The 17,953-nt window shown below is 75.6% G+C and carries 16 protein-coding genes; 11 read left to right on the forward strand and 5 right to left on the reverse strand.

The window, feature by feature from the left end:
• Window positions 1–169: 169 nt before the first annotated feature.
• From galT to OF117_RS06010, 4 genes are read left to right on the forward strand one after another with little or no spacing between them, the layout of a single operon-like run.
• Window positions 170–1,387, forward strand: a complete 1,218-nt coding sequence (gene galT, locus OF117_RS05995) for a galactose-1-phosphate uridylyltransferase (protein ID WP_263551891.1) — start codon at window positions 170–172, stop codon at window positions 1,385–1,387.
• Entirely contained in the window at window positions 1,384–2,559 is a 1,176-nt protein-coding gene (gene galK, locus OF117_RS06000; RefSeq protein WP_263551892.1) for a galactokinase, read from the forward strand. Before galT ends, galK begins: the two co-directional genes overlap by 4 nt.
• A gap of 29 nt (window positions 2,560–2,588) precedes the next feature.
• Window positions 2,589–4,265: a sodium:solute symporter family protein gene (locus tag OF117_RS06005; RefSeq protein ID WP_263551893.1), complete on the forward strand. Its 1,677-nt coding sequence runs from the start codon at window positions 2,589–2,591 to the stop codon at window positions 4,263–4,265.
• 28 nt (window positions 4,266–4,293) lie between these two features.
• Complete coding sequence (locus OF117_RS06010) at window positions 4,294–4,584, forward strand: phosphoethanolamine transferase CptA (RefSeq protein ID WP_263551894.1); 291 nt, start codon at window positions 4,294–4,296, stop codon at window positions 4,582–4,584.
• A 99-nt stretch (window positions 4,585–4,683) separates the two neighbouring features.
• Here OF117_RS06010 and OF117_RS06015 read toward each other — a convergent pair whose 3' ends face one another.
• On the reverse strand, window positions 4,684–5,790 hold the full coding sequence (locus OF117_RS06015; protein WP_263551895.1) for a sulfite oxidase: 1,107 nt from the start codon (window positions 5,788–5,790) through the stop codon (window positions 4,684–4,686).
• Between the two features lie 245 nt (window positions 5,791–6,035).
• On the reverse strand, window positions 6,036–6,740 hold the full coding sequence (locus OF117_RS06020; protein ID WP_263551896.1) for an IclR family transcriptional regulator: 705 nt from the start codon (window positions 6,738–6,740) through the stop codon (window positions 6,036–6,038).
• 61 nt (window positions 6,741–6,801) lie between these two features.
• Between OF117_RS06020 and leuC the strand changes: the two genes are divergently transcribed.
• Together leuC and leuD are read left to right on the forward strand one after the other, a co-directional pair.
• Entirely contained in the window at window positions 6,802–8,232 is a 1,431-nt protein-coding gene (leuC, locus tag OF117_RS06025) for a 3-isopropylmalate dehydratase large subunit (protein WP_263551897.1), read from the forward strand.
• A 5-nt stretch (window positions 8,233–8,237) separates the two neighbouring features.
• On the forward strand, window positions 8,238–8,837 hold the full coding sequence (gene leuD / locus OF117_RS06030; protein WP_263551898.1) for a 3-isopropylmalate dehydratase small subunit: 600 nt from the start codon (window positions 8,238–8,240) through the stop codon (window positions 8,835–8,837).
• Here the strand turns inward: leuD and OF117_RS06035 are convergent.
• From OF117_RS06035 to cofC, 3 genes are all read right to left on the reverse strand, one after another.
• The gene (locus OF117_RS06035; RefSeq protein ID WP_263551899.1) at window positions 8,786–9,874 is read right to left on the reverse strand and encodes an NUDIX hydrolase; all 1,089 of its coding nucleotides are present in this window, start codon (window positions 9,872–9,874) and stop codon (window positions 8,786–8,788) included. The two genes, leuD and OF117_RS06035, sit on opposite strands and share 52 nt — an antisense overlap.
• A complete protein-coding gene (locus OF117_RS06040; RefSeq protein WP_263551900.1) occupies window positions 9,858–11,945 on the reverse strand; it encodes an RNA degradosome polyphosphate kinase in 2,088 nt (695 codons plus the stop codon). Before OF117_RS06040 ends, OF117_RS06035 begins: the two co-directional genes overlap by 17 nt.
• Window positions 11,946–12,136: 191 nt before the next feature.
• The gene (cofC, locus tag OF117_RS06045; protein ID WP_263551901.1) at window positions 12,137–12,844 is read right to left on the reverse strand and encodes a 2-phospho-L-lactate guanylyltransferase; all 708 of its coding nucleotides are present in this window, start codon (window positions 12,842–12,844) and stop codon (window positions 12,137–12,139) included.
• A gap of 158 nt (window positions 12,845–13,002) precedes the next feature.
• Between cofC and OF117_RS06050 the strand changes: the two genes are divergently transcribed.
• From OF117_RS06050 to OF117_RS06070, 5 genes are all read left to right on the forward strand, one after another.
• Window positions 13,003–13,845: a lysophospholipid acyltransferase family protein gene (locus tag OF117_RS06050; protein WP_263551902.1), complete on the forward strand. Its 843-nt coding sequence runs from the start codon at window positions 13,003–13,005 to the stop codon at window positions 13,843–13,845.
• Window positions 13,846–13,906: 61 nt separating this feature from the next.
• Window positions 13,907–14,902 carry an NAD(P)H-dependent glycerol-3-phosphate dehydrogenase gene (locus OF117_RS06055; protein WP_263551903.1) on the forward strand — a complete coding sequence of 332 codons (996 nt, stop codon included), beginning with the start codon at window positions 13,907–13,909 and terminating at the stop codon, window positions 14,900–14,902.
• Window positions 14,899–16,044, forward strand: a complete 1,146-nt coding sequence (locus OF117_RS06060) for a cystathionine gamma-lyase (RefSeq protein WP_263551904.1) — start codon at window positions 14,899–14,901, stop codon at window positions 16,042–16,044. Before OF117_RS06055 ends, OF117_RS06060 begins: the two co-directional genes overlap by 4 nt.
• Before the next feature lie 82 nt (window positions 16,045–16,126).
• A complete protein-coding gene (locus OF117_RS06065) occupies window positions 16,127–17,299 on the forward strand; it encodes a D-alanine--D-alanine ligase family protein (RefSeq protein ID WP_263551905.1) in 1,173 nt (390 codons plus the stop codon).
• Between the two features lie 23 nt (window positions 17,300–17,322).
• Window positions 17,323–17,949: a hypothetical protein gene (locus OF117_RS06070; protein ID WP_263551906.1), complete on the forward strand. Its 627-nt coding sequence runs from the start codon at window positions 17,323–17,325 to the stop codon at window positions 17,947–17,949.
• The last annotated feature ends 4 nt before the right edge of the window (window positions 17,950–17,953 follow it).

Raw genomic sequence — 17,953 nt, forward strand, 5'->3', positions numbered from 1 at the left:
GGGGCTACGGCACGCACGGGCCTCCGACCCCAGCGGTCGGAGGCCCGTCGTCGTCCCGGCCCGGCCGCGGCTTCGAGTGGCCCATGATCAACATCCCCGTTAACGTCGTCCCCCGGCGGCCGCGCCGGCCGCCCGGCCGCCCGGCCGCTCCGGGACGGAGGTGCAGCGGGTGATCCGGACGGCCCGCCGGCTGGCCGACGGCCGCGAGCTCCTCTACTTCGACGCCGACGCCGACGCCGACGCCGACGCCGACGCCGGGTCCGGGCACGCCGACGCCGACGCCGCTCCCGGGTCCGGGCACGCCGCCGAGGGCGCGCCCGGGTCCGGGCACGCCGACGCCGACGCCCCGGCCGCTCCCGGGTCCGGGCACGGCGCCGCGGACGGCCGGGACCTGCCCGCGGTGAGCACGCGGTCGCAGCTGCGCCGCGACGCCCTGCTCGGCGAGTGGGTGACCGTCGCCGCGCACCGGCAGACCCGCACGTTCCTGCCGCCCCCCGACCAGTGCCCGCTGTGCCCCTCGCGCCCGGGACGGCCCACCGAGATCCCGGACGCCGACTACCAGGTCGTCGTCTTCGAGAACCGGTTCCCCTCGCTGGCCACCGGCGTCGAACGGGACGTCGCGCCCACCGCTCCGGGTGCCCCGCTGGCCGAGCTGCGCCCGGGCTTCGGCCGCTGCGAGGTGGTGTGCTTCACCAGCGACCACGACCGGATCTTCGCCGAGCTCGGTCCGGAGCGGGCGCGCCTGGTGGTCGACGTCTGGGCGGAGCGCACCGAGGAGTTGAGCCGGCTCGCGGGCGTCGAGCAGGTCTTCTGCTTCGAGAACCACGGCGAGGAGATCGGCGTCACGCTGTCGCACCCGCACGGTCAGATCTACGCCTACCCGTTCGTGACGCCGCGCGTGGCGACGGTGCTCGCCTCCGTGCGCCGCCACCGGGAGGCCACCGGCCGGGACCTGTTCGCCGATGTCGTCGAGGCCGAGCGTGCCGGGCCCCGCGTCGTGCGCGCGAACCGGCACTGGACGGCGTTCGTGCCCGCCGCGGCCCGCTGGCCGTACGAGGTGATGCTCTACCCGCACCGCAGGGTGCCCGACCTGCCGGCGCTCCACGGCGCCGAGCGCGACGCCTTCGTCGAGGTCTACCTCGACGTCCTCGGCCGGTTCGCGCGCCGGTTCGACACCCCGATGCCCTACATCGCGGCGTGGAACCAGGCGCCGGTGCGCGACGGTCGGAACGACTGGTGGCTGCACCTGCAGCTGTTCTCGCTGCGCCGGGCGCCGGGCAAGCTCAAGTACCTGGCCGGCTCGGAGTCCGGCATGGGCTCGTTCGTCACCGACACCGATCCGGAGGACGTCGCCGAGCAGCTGCGCGCCGTGGTGGTCGAGGGGTGAGGAGCGACGACCACGCGGCCGCGCGGGCGCGGGACGCCTTCCTCGCCCGCTTCGGCGCCGAGCCGGAGGGGGTCTGGGCCGCGCCCGGCCGGGTCAACGTCATCGGGGAGCACACCGACTACAACGGCGGCTTCGTGCTGCCGGTGGCGCTGCCGCACACGACCCGCGCCGCTGTGGCGCGCCGCCGCGACGGCCGGCTCGTCCTCGGCTCGCTGCAGGACGCCGCCGGCCCGGTCGAGGTGCCGCTGACCGACCTGGCGCCCGGCGTCCCGCCCGGCTGGGGCGCCTACCCGGCCGGCGTCGTCGCGGAGCTGCGCGAGGCGGTCACGGCCGCGGGGGGTGTCACGGTCCTCGTCGACGGCGACGTGCCGCTCGGTGCCGGCCTGTCCAGCTCCGCCGCGCTGGAGTGCGCGGTGGCGCTGGCCCTGCGCGACGTGCTCGAGCTCGACCTCGCCGCGACCGACCTGGTTGACGTCGCCCGCCGGGCGGAGAACGACCACGTCGGCGCCCCGACCGGCATCCTCGACCAGTCCGCCGCGATGCTCTGCCGCGAGGGCCACGCGCTGTTCCTCGACACCCGGGACCGCAGCGCCGAGCAGGTCCCCTTCGACCTGGCGGCGACCGGCCTGGCGCTGCTCGTCGTCGACAGCGGCGTGACGCACGACCATGCCGAGGGCGGCTACGGCGACCGCCGCCGCGAGTGCGAGGAGGCGGCACGCCGCCTGGGGGTCCGGCTGCTGCGGGAGGTCGACGACGTCGGGCGGGTCGACGAGCTGGCCGACGGTTCCGCCGAGGGGCAGGTGCTGGCCCGCCGCGCCCGGCACGTGGTCACCGAGGACACCCGCGTCCTCGCGGTGGTCGACGCGCTGCGCTCCGGTGCCGACCCGCGGTCGATCGGGCCCGTCCTGACCGCTGGCCACGCGTCGCTGCGCGACGACTTCGAGATCTCCGTGCCGGCCCTCGACGCCATCGTCGACACCGCCCTCGCCGCCGGAGCCCACGGCGCCCGGATGGTCGGCGGCGGCTTCGGCGGCAGCGCCCTCGCCCTCGTCGACGCCGACCGGGTCGACGCCGTCGTCACCTCCGTGACCGAGCGCTTCGCGACCGAGCACCGCGACCCGCCGCGCACGTTCACCGCCGTCCCCTCCGCGGGGGCCCGGCGGATCGCCTGAACCGCAGCCTTCCGGAGCGAGGGAGCCCCGTGGACGACACCCTGAGACTCGACGCAGCGTTCGTCGACTACGCCCTGGTCGCGGTCTACTTCGCCGTCGTCCTGCTCATCGGCGTCGCCGCCCGGCGCAGCGTCTCCGACAGCCTGGACTTCTTCCTCTCCGGCCGCTCGCTGCCCGCGTGGGTCACCGGCCTGGCGTTCATCTCGGCCAACCTCGGCGCGGTCGAGATCATCGGCATGTCGGCCAACGGCGCGCAGTACGGCATGCCGACCATGCACTACTTCTGGATCGGCGCCGTACCGGCGATGCTCTTCCTGGGCGTCGTGATGATGCCCTTCTACTACGGCTCGAAGGTCCGCAGCGTCCCGGAGTTCATGCGGCGGCGGTTCGGCACCGGCGCGCACCTGGTCAACGCGCTCAGCTTCGCCACAGCGCAGGTGCTCATCGCCGGCATCAACCTCTACCTGCTGGCCACCATCGTCGAGGCGCTGCTCGGCCTGCCGCTGTGGGTGTCGCTGATCGTCGCAGCGGCGGTCGTGCTCGGCTACATCACCCTCGGCGGCCTGTCGGCGGCGATCTACAACGAGGTGCTGCAGTTCTTCGTCATCGTCGCCGCGCTGCTGCCGCTGACGCTCATCGGGTTGGACCGGGTGGGCGGCATCAGCGGGCTGGTCGAGGGGGTCACCGACGGGCCCGGCGGGACCGCTGAGCTGTCGACCTGGCCGGCCACCGACCTGTCCGGCTTCGAGAACCCGGTGTGGTCGGTGGTCGGCGTCGTGTTCGGGCTCGGCTTCGTGCTCTCCTTCGGCTACTGGACGACGAACTTCGTCGAGGTGCAGCGGGCGATGGCGACCAACTCCATGTCGGCCGCCCGGAGCACGCCGATCATCGGCGCCTTCCCCAAGATGTTCATCCCGTTCCTCGTCGTCGTCCCGGGCATGATCGCCGCCGTCCTGGTCGAGGAGGTGGTGGCGCTCAAGGCGGACACCGGCGAGGCGCCGCCCGGCGTCGACTACAACGACGCAATCCTGCTGCTCATCCGCGACGTGCTGCCCAACGGCCTGCTCGGGGTGGCGATCGCGGGGCTGCTGGCCTCGTTCATGGCCGGGATGGCGGCGAACATCTCCAGCTTCAACACGGTCTTCAGCTACGACCTGTGGCAGCAGTACGTGATCAAGGACCGGCCGGACGAGTACTACCTGCGGGTCGGCCGCTGGGCGACGGTCGGCGCCACCGTGGCCGCGATCGGCACGGCGCTGATCGCCGCCGGCTACAGCAACCTGATGGACTACCTGCAGACGCTGTTCGGCTTCTTCAACGCGCCGCTGTTCGCCACGTTCATCCTCGGCATGTTCTGGAAGCGGATGACGCCGACCGCCGGGTGGATGGGGCTGGTGTCGGGGACCCTCGCGGCGATCGCGGTGTTCGTCGCCAACGAGGTCGGCATCCTCGACTTCCCCGGTCAGGGTGGCGCCTTTGTGGCGGCCGGCGCGGCCTTCGTGGTCGACATCGCGGTGAGCGTCGGGGTCAGCCGGGTGACCGCCCCCAAGCCGGCGCGCGAGCTGGTCGGTCTGGTCTACTCGGAGACACCGGAGGCGGACCGGACCGACCCGGACGCGGCGAAGCTGCCGTGGTACCGGTCGCCGACGAAGCTGGCCGGGATCGCGCTGGTCCTGGTCATCGCGCTGAACGTGGTCTTCGCATGAACGCCGGTCCGGTGGAGGAGGAGCTCCGGTGAGCAGCAGCGGGAAGGGCCGGCCCGGGCGGCGACGCTCGGCCGGCGCGTTCGACGTGCGCAACGTGATCGCCGAGCTGATCGGGCTCTACGGGCTCGTCCTCGTGGTGGTCGGTCTGATCGACCGGTCGGAGGCGACGCTGGCCAAGACCGACGGCGTGAACGCCAACCTGTGGGCGGGTCTGGGCATGCTCGTGTTCGCGGCCGCGTTCGCGCTGTGGTCGCGGCTGCGCCCGGTCGTGGTCGACCGCGGCCGCGACGACCGGCCGGGGGAGCAGGGCGGGGCGTAGCCGCGGAGCCCGGCGGAGCCGCGCCCGCCGGAGCTGCGGAGCCCGGGGAGCAGGGGGTGGCCGCGGAGCCCGGTGGAGCCGCGCCCGCCGGAGCCGCGGTCAGGGCAGCACGGTCACCGGCACGCGCTGCACCAGGTTGTTGGCCATGCCCTGCCGGTTCCACTCCTGCTCGACCGGCTGCCCGCCCTCGGCGTCGGCGGCCCGCACGACCAGCTCGGCGCTGCCGGGCCGCGCCGTCCACTCGAACCGCCACGCACGCCAGGCGAACGGGTGCGCCGGGTCGGCCGGTGCCAGCTCGGCGGCCGCCCACGTCGCGCCGCCGTCCGTGCTGACCTCCACCGACGTCAACGGCGCCCGGCCCGACCAGGCGCGGCCGGTCAGCGGCACCGGGCCGGCGTGCACGAACCGCTCGCGGGTCATGAAGTCCGGCCAGCCGGGCGGTGCCAGGAGCGCGCGCGGGCGGATGCGGGTGACCGGCACGCCGCCGTCGTCCGCGTCGGCCTTGAGGCGGTAGGCGGTCGCGTTCTGGAAGCCGTCGAACGGCCGGTCGAGCACCTCGATCCGGCGCAGCCACTTGACCTGCGCCATGCCGTACCAGCCGGGCACCACCAGGCGCAGCGGCGCGCCGTGCTGCGGCGGCAGCGGCGCGCCGTTCATCGCGTGCACGAGCAGGGTCTCCGGGCGCATCGCCTCGGCGAGCGGGAGCCCGCGGGCGTAGTCCTGCTCGACGCCGCGCTCCACGCCGTGGTCGGCGCCGGTGAAGACGACGTCGACGGCGCGGGGGGAGACGCCGGCCTCCTCCAGCAGCGGAGCCAGCGGCGTCCCGGTCCACTCCGCCGTCCCGACCGCCTCCAGCAGCCACGGCTGGCTGACCGGCCGCGGTTCGTAGCGCGCCCGCCCGTTGCCGGCGCACTCCAGCAGCACCCGGGAGGTGACCGACGGGCGGGCCGTCAGGTCGGCCAGCGACAGCCGCAGCGGCCGCTCGACCGCCCCGGTGATCTCCAGCTCCCACGTCGCGGCCTCGGTGGCGGGGATGTCGTAGTGCACCAGGACGTAGTGCAGCCCGGGCGGCGTGACGTCGTAGCGCAGCGCCTCCAGCGGCATCCCGTGGTTGCGGGTGGCCAGCGCGAGCTCGTCGAGCCCGATGCCCTCGCCCGGCTCGGCGATGCGGGCCCGCCCGCGGTAGGTGCTCTCGGTGGCGGTCATGCGCGCCAGTCTCCGCCCGGGCCGTCGGCGGAGGGAAGACGAGCACCGTCACCGAGGTGGCGCGAGGCGACCCGCCGCCCGCAGTGCCCGACCTCGTGCTGCAGGGTGAGGTCGGGCACCGCGCGGCGAGGGTGACCGTGCGCCCGGACGCGCGGCGCGCGACTCGGGCGCCCCCCGACGGGGCATAGGAAGCTTTGCCTGCACATCGGGCCCCGAAAACGGGGGCAAAGCTTCCTATGCCCTGGTCAGCGGGGGGCGGCGCGGGCGATCGCGGCCGCGGCGTCGAGCACGGCGCCGATCACCTCGGACGACGGCCGCCGGCCCAGCCGCTCCAGCGGACCGGACACCGACACCGCCCCGAGGACCGCGCCGGAGGCGTCGCGCACCGGGGCCGACAGCGAGGCGACACCCGGCTCGCGCTCGGCCACGCTGTGCGCCCAACCGCGGCGGCGCACGTCGAGCAGCGTCCGCGCGGTGAAGCTGGCGTTGGGCAGCAGCCGGTTGACCTCGTCGGCGGGGGTGAAGGCCAGCAGCGCGTGGGCCGCCGACCCCGCGGTCATCGGCAACCGGGCGCCGACGGGCACCGTGTCGCGCAGTCCGCTGGCCCGCTCCGCGACGGCGATGCACACCCGCGTGGCGCCGTCCCGCACGTAGAACTGGGCGCTCTCGCCGCTGGTGTCGCGCAGCACGGCGAGGTGCCGGCCGACCAGGCCGGCCAGGTCGGGGGCGGCGCGGTTCAGCTCGGCCAGCGCCGGTCCGGGCGCCCAGGCGCCGGCCGCCGTGCGCCGGACCAGCCGGTGCCCCTCGAGGGCGACGGCCAGGCGGTGCGCGGTCGCGCGGGGCAGGCCGGTCCGCTCGACCAGCTCGGCGAGGGTCGCCGGCTCGTCGGCGACGGCGTGCAGGATGGCAATCGCTTTGTCCAGTACGGCGACCGGGTTAGGCTGTCCCACACAGCAATACTGACATCCCACTCTGTGAGATGGCCAGCCCGATGCGGAGGGACGAGAGCCCGTGCCCAAGACCCTGGCGGAGAAGGTCTACGAAGCCCACGTGGTGCGCCGCGCCGACGGCGAGCCCGACCTGCTCTACATCGACCTGCACCTGGTGCACGAGGTCACCAGCCCGCAGGCGTTCGACGGGCTCCGCGCCGCCGGCCGGACGGTGCGCCGTCCGGACCTGACGATGGCGACCGAGGACCACAACGTGCCGACGCTGGACATCCTCGCCCCGATCGCCGACCCGGTGAGCCGCGCGCAGGTGGAGGCGCTGCGCCGCAACGCGGCGGAGTTCGGCATCCGGCTGGCCCCCATGGGCGACCGCGACCAGGGCATCGTGCACGTGATCGGCCCGCAGCTGGGGCTGACCCAGCCCGGCACGACCATCGTCTGCGGCGACAGCCACACCTCCACCCACGGCGCGTTCGGTGCGCTGGCGTTCGGCATCGGCACCAGCGAGGTCGAGCACGTGCTGGCCACCCAGACGCTGCCGCAGTACCGGCCCAAGCAGATGGCGGTCACCGTCGACGGCGAGCTGCCCCCCGGCGTGTCGTCGAAGGACATCATCCTCGCGGTCATCGCGCGGATCGGCACCAACGGGGCCCAGGGGCACGTCATCGAGTACCGCGGCAGCGCCATCGAGGCGTTGTCCATGGAGGCCCGGATGACGATCTGCAACATGTCGATCGAGGCCGGCGCCCGCGCCGGCCTGGTCGCCCCCGACGAGACGACGTTCGCCTACCTGCAGGGGCGCCCGCACGCGCCGCAGGGCGCGGACTGGGACGCCGCGCTCGAGCACTGGCGCACGCTGCGCACCGACGAGGACGCCGTCTTCGACCGCGAGGTGCGCATCGACGCCGCCTCGCTGACGCCCTACGTCACCTGGGGCACCAACCCCGGCCAGGGCCTGCCCATCAGCGAGCGGGTGCCCGACCCGGCCGACCTCACCGACGAGGACGAGCGCCGCGCCGCCGAGCAGGCGCTGGCCTACATGGGGCTGACCCCGGGCACCCCGCTGCGCGAGATCGAGGTGGACACGGTCTTCCTCGGCTCGTGCACCAACGGCCGCATCGAGGACCTGCGGATCGCCGCCGAGCTGCTCCGCGGCCGGCGGATCGACCCGGGCACCCGGATGCTCGTCGTCCCCGGCTCGGTCGGCGTCAAGACGCAGGCCGAGGCCGAGGGGCTGGACCGGGTGTTCGTCGAGGCCGGCGCCGAGTGGCGCGGCGCCGGCTGCTCCATGTGCCTGGGCATGAACCCCGACCAGCTCTCGCCGGGGGAGCGGTCGGCCTCGACCAGCAACCGCAACTTCCAGGGCCGGCAGGGCAAGGGCGGGCGCACCCACCTGGTCTCGCCGTCGGTCGCCGCGGCGACCGCGTTGACCGGGAAGCTGACCGCTCCGGCCGACCTCGACTTCACCGCCCAGCTCGAGACCGCGGGGGTCTGACACCGATGGACGCCTTCACCACGCACACCGGCACCGCCGCCCCGCTGCGCCGCAGCGCCGTCGACACCGACCAGATCATCCCGGCGGAGTACCTCAAGCGGATCACCCGCACCGGGTTCGAGGACGGCCTGTTCTCCGCCCTGCGGCGCAACGAGCCCGACTTCGTGCTCAACCGCCCGGAGCACGCCGGTGCCTCGATCCTCGTGGCCGGGCCAGACTTCGGCACCGGTTCCTCTCGCGAGCACGCCGTCTGGGCGCTGCTGGACGGCGGCTTCCGGGTGGTGATCAGCTCGCGGTTCGGCGACATCTTCCGCAACAACTCGACCAAGTCGGGGCTGCTGACCGTGCTCCTCCCGCAGGAGGAGGTCGAGCGCCTGCAGGCCGCGGTCGAGGCCGACCCGGCGCTGCCGGTGACCGTCGACCTGCAGGACAGGGCGGTCTCCTACAGCGGGACGACGGTGCCGTTCGAGATCGAGGACTACACCCGGTGGCGGCTGCTGGAGGGGCTCGACGACGTCGGCCTGACCGAGCGGCACCTGTCCGACGTCGAGGCCTACGAGGCCGATCGCCCGTCCTGGCTGCCGCGGGTGCTCCCCGTCCCCTGATCCGCCGCGACGGGATACGGCGCGTCCGGGCGCGCCGCCACGGGGGAGGGCGCGTCGGAGGACGGCGCGTCGGGGGACGGCGCGTCGGGGTCGGCGCGGAAGTTGCGGTAGTAGTCGGCCGCCAGCGCGCCGGGCCGGCCGCCGAGCACCCAGACGCTGCCCTTGGCCGCGGGCGGGTGCAGCCGGCCGGCCACCTCCTCCCGCCGGACGCCGAGCGCCAGCAGCAACGACGGGATGGCGCCGCCCTGGCTGCAGACCACGGTCACCCCGGGCGCGCCGTCCCCGGCCCGGTCGAGCAGCCGTTCGACGGCCGCCAGCCCGGACCGGGGGTCGGCGGCGAACTCCTCCTCGCCCATCTCCGGCAGCGGCTCCACCGGCAGGCCGAGGCGCTCGGCCAGCGGGGCGACGGTGTCACGGCAGCGGGTCCGCTCGGCGGACATCACGGCCACCGGCGCGAACAGCGGCAGCACCTCGGCGAGCCGCCGGGCCTGGTCGCGCCCCTTGCGGTCCAGCGGGCGGGTGTCGTCCGGCCCGTCCCAGCCGGACCTGTCGCCGGCGCTGCCGTGCCGCACCAGCAGCAGCGCCGGCTCCCGGGGGACGTCGGTCCGCGCCAGATCGGCGATCACCGCGCGGTCGTGCTCGTGGGTGCACCGCTCGGCGGCGGCCTGCGGCGCGAGCCAGTCCAGCTCGTCGACCTCGTGGTTGGCCGTGAACCCGCCGCCGGACGCCCGCATCAGCCAGTAGTCGACCCGCTTCTCGCCCGCCTCGACCGGGTAGTGCGTGCGCAGGCTGCGCCGTCCGACGACGACCGACAGCCCGGTCTCCTCCTCGACCTCCCGGACGGCGGCGACGAGCGCGTGCTCCCCGGCGTCGAGCTTGCCCTTGGGCAGCGACCAGTCGTCGTACTTGGGGCGGTGCACCAGCGCCGCCTCGATGCCGCCGTCCGGCCCCGGCCGCCAGACCACCCCGCCCGCCGCGGCGACGGTGCGGACGGCGGTCGCGGCCTCGCCGGCGGCGGCCTCAGACAGCGCCCTCACCGGCCCACGCCATGAGCCCGGCCTGGTAGTCGCGCTCGCCGGCCCGGGTCCAGACCGCGTCGCTGCCCAGCTCCCAGCAGCGGACGCCGGCGGCCATGGCGGCGTCCAGGACGGCGCACAGCCGGTCGCGCAGCGCCTCGTCGCCCACGCGGAGCAGCACCTCGACGCGGCGGTCGAGGTTGCGGTGCATGAGGTCGGCGCTGCCCAGCCAGATCTCCGGGTCACCGCCGTTGACGAACGACAGCACCCGCGAGTGCTCGAGGAAGCGGCCGACGATCGAGCGCACGGTGATGTTCTCCGACAGCCCGGGCACGCCGGGACGCAGGGAGCAGATGCCGCGGATCAGCAGCTCCACCGGGACGCCCGCGCACGAGGCGGCGTAGAGCGCGTCGATGACCTTCTCGTCGACGAGCGAGTTGACCTTGATGCGGATGCCGGCGGGCCGGCCCTCGGAGGCGTGCCGGACCTCACGGTTGATCTTGTCGATGAGGCCGGTGCGGACCCCGTGCGGGGCGACCATCAGGGTGCGGTACGCGGTCTGCCGCGAGTAACCGGTCAGGGTGTTGAACAGGTCGGTGAGGTCGGCCCCCACCCGGGGGTCGGCGGTGAGGATGCCCAGGTCCTCGTAGACCCGCGCCGTCTTGGGGTTGTAGTTGCCGGTGCCGATGTGGCAGTAGCGCCGGATGACACCCTGCTCGCGCCGCACCACCAGCGCGGTCTTGCAGTGCGTCTTCAGGCCCACGAGCCCGTAGACGACGTGGCAGCCGGCCCGCTCCAGCGAGCGGGCCCAGGTGATGTTGGCCTCCTCATCGAAGCGGGCCTTGATCTCGACCAGGACGACGACCTGCTTGCCGGCCTCGGCCGCCTCGATCAGCGCGTTGACGATCGGCGAGTCGCCGGACGTGCGGTAGAGCGTCTGCTTGATCGCGAGCACGTGCGGGTCGGCGGCGGCCTGCTCGATGAAGCGCTGCACGCTGGTGGCGAACGAGTGGTAGGGGTGGTGCACCAGCACGTCGCCGTCGCGCAGGGTGGCGAACACGCTCTTGGGCGTCTCGCCCTCAGACAGCCGCGGGTGGGTGGCCGGCACGAACGGGTCGTCCTTCAGCTCCGGCCGGTCGAGGCCGTACAGCGCCCACAGCGCCGCGAGGTCGAGCAGCCCCGGCACCGTCAGGACGTCGTCGGCGGCCACCTCCAGCTCCGACAGCAGCACCTCGAGGATCGCCGGGTCCATCGACTCGGTGACCTCCAGCCGCACCGCCGGGCCGAACCGCCGCCGCGCCAGCTCCCGCTCCAGCGCCTGCAGGAGGTCCTCGTCGCGGTCCTCCTCGACCTCCATGTCGGCGTTGCGGGTGACCCGGAACAGGTGGTGCTCGAGCACGTCGAGGCCCGGGAACAGCTGGGTGAGGTGCGCGGCGATGAGGTCCTCGAGGGGGAGGAACCCGGTCTCGGCGCCGGGCACGCTGACCGGCACGAACCGCGGCACGTTGTTGGGCACCTTGACGCGGGCGAAGCGGGGCACCCCGGTGTCGGGGTCGCGCACGGAGACGGCGAGGTTGAGCGAGAGCCCGCTGATGTAGGGGAACGGGTGCGCCGGGTCGACGGCCAGCGGGGTCAGCACGGGGAACACCTGGTCGCGGAAGTACTCGCGCAGCCGCATGGCCTCGGCGTCGGCCAGGTCGTCCCAGTGCACGATGCGGATGCCGGCGTCCTCCAGGCGCGGGGTGACGTCCTTGGTGAACGTGTCGGCGTGCCGCTGCACCAGCTCCTGGGTGCGCGCGTTGACCAGCGCGAGCTGCTCCTTGATGGTCAGCCCGTCGGGCGAGCGGACCGACAGGCCGGTGCTCTGCCGCCGCTTCAGCCCGGCGATGCGGACCATGTAGAACTCGTCGAGGTTGCTGGCGAAGATGGCGAGGAACTTGACCCGTTCCAGCAGCGGCAGCGTGTCGTCCTCCGCGAGCTCGAGCACCCGGGCGTTGAAGTCCAGCCAGGAGAGCTCCCGGTTCAGGAATCGGTCGGCGGGCAGCCGCTCGGCCGGCCCGGTCGCCGTCCGGGACACCATGTCGGAGACCACCGGGCCATCGTGCCGCACCGGGGGAACCCGCGGTGGGTCGGCGCCGGGCCGCCGGGGTCGGCTCCGGCGTGCCCGGTGCCAGCACGCCGCGTGGTCCCGGCCGGCCGAGCGGCCGACCCCGGCGGTACGCGCACGCCACGGAGGGCAGCCGGTCGCGGCCGCCACGCCCGGTACGTCCCAGCGGGCGGTCGTCAGGCCGTCGGTCGGGACCCGCGGGCCCGGGTCCCCCGGACGGGGTGGGCACCCCACCGGCCGAGCACGGCGGCGGTCCGCGGCCCCAGCCCGAGCCGGGCGGCGGTGGCGAGATCATCGGGGGAGTCGACGTCGCGACGCAGACCGGGCCAGCCGCCGCCCAGCGCGAGGGCGCCGCTGGCGGCGTGCGCGGCCGCCGATCCGCGGCCGAAGCGCGGGTCGAGGTCTCCGCCCGCGGCAGCGAGCAGCGTCGTCCCGGTGCCCTGCGCGTCGGCGACGAACGAGCGCCGCACCGGGACCACGCCGGCGGCGCCGAGCGCGCCGGCCAGCTCCTCCGGCCGCAGCGCCGGGAGGTCCGAGGAGAGCGCGGCGACCGCCGCGCTCCCGGTCAGCGCGGTGGCCGCCGCGGCGCCGTGGGCCAGCGCCGGGTTGAGGCCCCGGTCCGGGACGTCGGGCACCGGGACGGCCCCGAGGCCGCGCGCGAGGTCGGCGGCGGCCGGGTCGTCGGTCACCACGACCAGGGCGGCGACGGCGGGGCACGCCAGCGCCGCGGCCAGCGTGTCGGCGAGCAGCGCGAGCACCAGGTCGGCGTGCGGGTCGGCGGGCGCCGGACCGGCGTCGCCGCCCGTCCGGGCGGTCAGCGGCCGCAGCCGCGTCTTGGCGGCGGGCAGCCGTTTCGCCGGGACGACGACCGACCACGGACCCACGCCGACAATGTCAGCACACCGCCGGGCCGCCGTCCCCGTCGCAGGCCGGACGGCCGGGGCCGCCGTCCCCGTCGCGGGCCGGACGGCCGGGGCCGCCGTCCGGCTCCTCGCCCGGTCGGAGGACCCGGTGCGGCCGGGCGGACCGGTCAGGGTCGATCATGAGCGCATCCGACGACGAGGGAGGTGGGCCGGTGACGCCGCAGGACACGTCGCCGCGACGTGCTCGGCGGGCGGGTCGGCCCGGGCAGCGGCGCGCGCGCGGACGGCTGCCGTTCGCCCTGTGGCTGTGCGTCCTCGTCGTCCTGCCGCTGTCGTCGCTGCTGTTCCGGTTGCGCTACCGGCACGGCGAGCGCATCCCGGCGGAGGGGCCGGTGCTGCTGGTCGCCAACCACGTGTCCGTCCTCGACCCGCTGGCCTGCGCCCGGCTGGCGTGGGACAACGGCCGGGTGCCGCACTTCCTGGCCAAGCAGTCGGTGTTCACCGGCCCGGCGGGCACCATCCTGCGGGCGGCCGGGCAGATCCCCGTGGCCCGCTTCTCCGCCGACGCCCACGAGGCCCTCGACGCGGCCCGGGCCGACCTCGCGGCGGGCAACGTCGTCGTCATCTACCCCGAGGGGTCGGTCACCCGTGATCCGGCGTGGTGGCCGATGCAGGCGCGCACCGGGGTCGCCCGCCTGGCGCTGACCACCGACGCCGTGGTGGTCCCGGTCGCTCAGTGGGGGCCGCAGCGGGTGCACGACTACCACGCGAAGAAGCTGCACCTGCGGCTGCGGACACCCGCCGACTACATGGTCGGCGAGCCGGTCGACCTGTCCGCGCTGCGGGCCGAGGTGCGCGCCGGCCGCCCGCTCAGCGGCGACCTGCTGCGACAGACGACGGACCTGATCATGGTCCGGGTGCGCGACCAGCTGGCCGAGCTGCGCGGCGAGCCGGCCCCGACGACCTTCCACCCCCGGCCGGCGCGCGAGCTGCCGGGCGACGTGTCGGGGAGCGCGGCGTGACGGGGCCGACGCGGCTGCTCCGGAGCGTCCGCGGGTCGGGCCCGGCGACCGGGGAGCACCCGTGATCCGGGCCGCGGTGCTCGGCGCGGGGTCGTGGGGCACGACGTTCGCCAAGGTGCTCGCCGACGCCGGCTGCCGGGTCACCCTGCTCGCCCGGCGGCCGGAGCTGGCGACGGCGATCTGCGACGTCCGGGAGAACCGCGACTACCTGCCCGGCATCCGCCTGCCCGCCGCGGTCATGGCGACCGCCGAGGCCGCCGAGGCGCTCGCCGGTGCCGACGTCGTGGTCCTCGCGGTGCCTTCGCAGCTGCTGCGGGAGAACCTCGGTCGCTGGGCGCCGCTGCTGCCCCCCGACGCGACCCTGCTGTCGCTGATGAAGGGCATCGAGCTCGGCACGACCAAGCGGATGAGCGAGGTCATCTGCGAGGTCACCGGTGCGGGACCGGACCGGGTGGCCGCCCTGACCGGCCCGAACCTCGCCCGCGAGATCGCCGAGGAGCAGCCGGCGGCCACGGTGATCGCCTGCACCGACACCGACCGCGCCGCGGCGCTGCAGGCGGCGTGCCACACGCCCTACTTCCGGCCCTACACCAATCCCGACCTCGTCGGCTGCGAGCTCGGCGGCGCGGTCAAGAACGTGATCGCGCTCGCCTGCGGGGTCGCCGAGGGGCTCGGCTTCGGCGACAACACCCGGGCCTCGCTGATCACCCGCGGGCTGGCCGAGACCGCCCGGCTGGGCCTGGCCCTGGGCGCCGAGGCCGCCACGTTCGCCGGACTGGCCGGCCTGGGCGACCTGGTGGCCACCTGCAGCTCGCCGCTGTCGCGCAACCGCACCTTCGGCGAGAAGCTCGGCCGCGGGATGACCCTCGAGGAGGTGCAGCGGAGCACGCGGCAGACCGCCGAGGGCGTCAAGAGCTGCCGGTCGGTGCTCGACCTGGCCCGCGCGCACGACGTCGACGTCCCGATCACCGAGGCCGTCGTGCGGGTGTGCCACGAGGGCGTGCCGGCCGCGGCGCTGGTGAAGGAGATCATGACCCGCGAGGCGAAGCCGGAGTGACCGCCGGCGGGCCGGCCCGGCCGTGGGGTGACGGCACGCGGTCGGTGCGGGCCGGCGAGGCCGCGCCCGTGCCGGGCGCGCCGCTGCGCCCGTCCCCGGTGTTCGCCGCGCCGTTCCACCTCGGGGACCGGCCGCCGGGTGCCGACGGCGCCGACGGCTACGCGCGCACCGGCCAGCCCACGCTGCGCGCCTTCGAGGCGGCGGTCGGCGAGCTCGACGGCGGCCGCTGCCTGTCCTTCGCCACCGGCATGGCGGCGATCACGGCGGTGCTGCTGGCCTGCGCCGGGGCCGGCGACCGGGTCGTGCTGCCGTCGGACGGCTACTACACGACCCGGCTGCTGGCCCGCGACGAGCTCGCCCGGCTGGGGCTTCGCGTCGACCTCGTGCCCACCCCCGAGGTGGAGGCCGTGGCCGCCCGCGGCGACCTGGGAGGAGCGCGCCTGGTGGTGCTGGAGACGCCCAGCAACCCGCAGCTGGACGTGTGCGACATCGCCGCCGTCGCGCGGGCGACGCGGGCGGCCGGGGCGCTGCTCGCCGTCGACAACACGACGGCCAGCCCGCTGGGCCAGCGCCCGCTCGCCCTCGGCGCCCAGGTGACCGTGGGCAGCGACACCAAGGCGCTGACCGGGCACAGCGACCTGCTGCTCGGCCACGTGAGCACCACCGACGAGGAGGTGCTCGCCCGGCTGCGCTCCTGGCGCGACCACACCGGCAGCACCCCGGGGCCGTTCGAGGCCTGGCTCGGTCACCGGTCGCTGAGCACCTTCGACCTCCGGCTCGCCCGCCAGGCCGCCAACGCCGCCGCGGTCGCCGAGCTGCTCGCCGCCCACCCGGCGGTGTCCGGCCTCCGCTGGCCCTGGCGGCCGGGGGACCCCTCCCACGCGGTCGCCTCGCGGCAGATGCTGCGCCCCGGCGGCGTCCTCTCGGCGGAGCTGCCCGACGCGGCGGCGGTCGGCCGCATGCTCGGCGCCGCCCGGCTCTGGACGGCGGCGACCAGCTTCGGCGGTGTGCACAGCACCGTCGACCGGCGCGCCCAGTGGGGCGGCGACGACGTGCCGCCGGGGTTCGTCCGCTTCTCCTGCGGCATCGAGGACACCGACGACCTGGTCGACGACCTGCGGGCGGCGCTGGACCGGGTGTGACCGGCCGAGCCCGGCGTCGGCGGCGGCGCCCCGGCCGTCGCCTCGGCGGCACGCGCCGGGCGCTCGATTAGTGTCAGCCGCGATGAGCGGGAACCCGGAGAAGCTGCGCGTCGCCGTCCTCTTCGGGGGGCGCAGCGCCGAGCACGCGATCTCCTGCGTGTCGGCGGGCAGCGTCATCGCCGCCCTGGACCCACAGCGCTACGAGGTCGTGCCGGTCGGCATCGCGCCCGACGGCCGGTGGGTGCTGCCCGATCCGGACCAGCGGATGACCATCACCGACGGCCGGCTGCCCGAGGTGTCCGGGGGGACGGCGGTGTCGCTGGTGGGCGACCCGGCGGCGCGCGGGCTGGCCGTGCTCGACCCCGGCGCGGCCATCGGTCCGGCGCTCACCGAGGTCGACGTCGTGTTCCCGGTGCTGCACGGCGCCTACGGCGAGGACGGCACCGTGCAGGGCCTGCTGGAGATGGCCGGCGTGCCCTACGTCGGCTCGGGCGTCTTCGCCAGCGCGGCCTCCATGGACAAGGAGTTCACCAAGAAGCTGCTCGCCGCGGCGGGGCTCCCGCAGGGCGACCACGTGGTGCTGCGCGACGCCACCGGAGCGGTGCGGGCCGACCCGGCGCTGCTGTCGGCGGCCGACCGGGACCGGCTGGGCCTGCCGGTGTTCGTCAAGCCCGCGCGGGCGGGGTCGAGCATCGGCATCACCAAGGTCACCGACTGGGAGCAGTTCCCTGCCGCGGTGGCCGCGGCGGCCGGCGTCGACCCCAAGGTCATCGTCGAGGCCGCCGTCCCCGGGCGGGAGATCGAGTGCGGCGTCCTGGCCGGGCGCTGCGACGCGGCGCCCGAGGCGAGCCTGCCGGCGGAGATCCGGCTGCGGAAGGGCGTCGAGTGGTACGACTTCGCCGCCAAGTACCTCGACGACGCCGCCGACTTCGACGTGCCGGCCGAGCTGACCCCCGGCCAGACCGCGGCGGTGCAGGAGGCCGCCCGCCGGGCCTACCTCGCGCTGGACTGCCGAGGGCTGGCCCGTGTCGACTTCTTCCTCGGCGCCGGCCCCGACGGCGGCGACCGGCTGGTGATCAACGAGGTGAACACGATGCCGGGCTTCACGCCCATCTCGATGTTCGCGCGCATGTGGGCGGCCAGCGGCGTCGACTTCGCCGAGCTGGTCGACCGGCTGGTCGCCAGCGCGCTGCCGGTCGGTGGCGCGTCCTCCGCCGCCCGCGCCGGCGACGCGGGCAGGCCGGCCGCGCGGTGAGCCGCCGGCGGCCCTCGCGGGGGGTGTGGGCCGCCGCTGCCGTGCTGCTGCTGCCGGCGACCGGCTGCGACCGGGCCGTGGACGGCGTCGCGTCCGCCGCGCCGGTGGACGACGTGCCGGAGGCGCCGGCGGACCTGGAACCGCTGATCGTGTCCCACGTCCCCTCCGAGCTGCCGCGCCTGGCCGACACCGAGGTCGAGCCGCCGGCCGGCCCCAAGACGGTGGAGGACGTCGCCCAGTACGCCGACGACCCGGCGCGGGAGCGCGCGGTGCTCGCCGAGTACGGCTACCGGTGGGGCTGGGAGCGGTTCTGGGGGACCGGTAGCGGCGCGCTGACCGGTGTCTTCGTCGACCAGTTCGCGCACCGCGTGGGCGCGGACGCCTACGCCGCGGACCTCGCCGCCAACGAGGCCGACCGGTACGGCGGCCTGCTGCAGGACGACCCACCGGAGCTCCCCGGGGGGTGCTGGCTGCTCGTCGTGGACGGCGACCCGCCGCCGCCGGGCCTGACCGGCCCGGCCGCGCTGTCGTGGTGCGGGCACGGGGTGTTCAGCGTCTCGGTCACCGCGGTCGCCGGGACGACCGACGCGGCGCGGGAGGAGGTGCGCGCGGTCCTGCGCGCCCAGCTGCAGCGGCTGCCGCCGCGCTGAGCCG

Source organism: Geodermatophilus sp. YIM 151500, assembly GCF_025716945.1.
Classification (GTDB): domain Bacteria; phylum Actinomycetota; class Actinomycetes; order Mycobacteriales; family Geodermatophilaceae; genus YIM-151500.

Bases quoted from the DNA above. Each gene is read 5' to 3' on its own strand.
- OF117_RS06015 (WP_263551895.1), bottom strand. From the start codon at position 5,790: ATGACCGCCACCGAGAGCACCTACCGCGGGCGGGCCCGCATCGCCGAG.
- leuD (WP_263551898.1), top strand. From the start codon at position 8,238: ATGGACGCCTTCACCACGCACACCGGCACCGCCGCCCCGCTGCGCCGC.
- OF117_RS06050 (WP_263551902.1), top strand. From the start codon at position 13,003: ATGAGCGCATCCGACGACGAGGGAGGTGGGCCGGTGACGCCGCAGGAC.
- OF117_RS06065 (WP_263551905.1), top strand. From the start codon at position 16,127: ATGAGCGGGAACCCGGAGAAGCTGCGCGTCGCCGTCCTCTTCGGGGGG.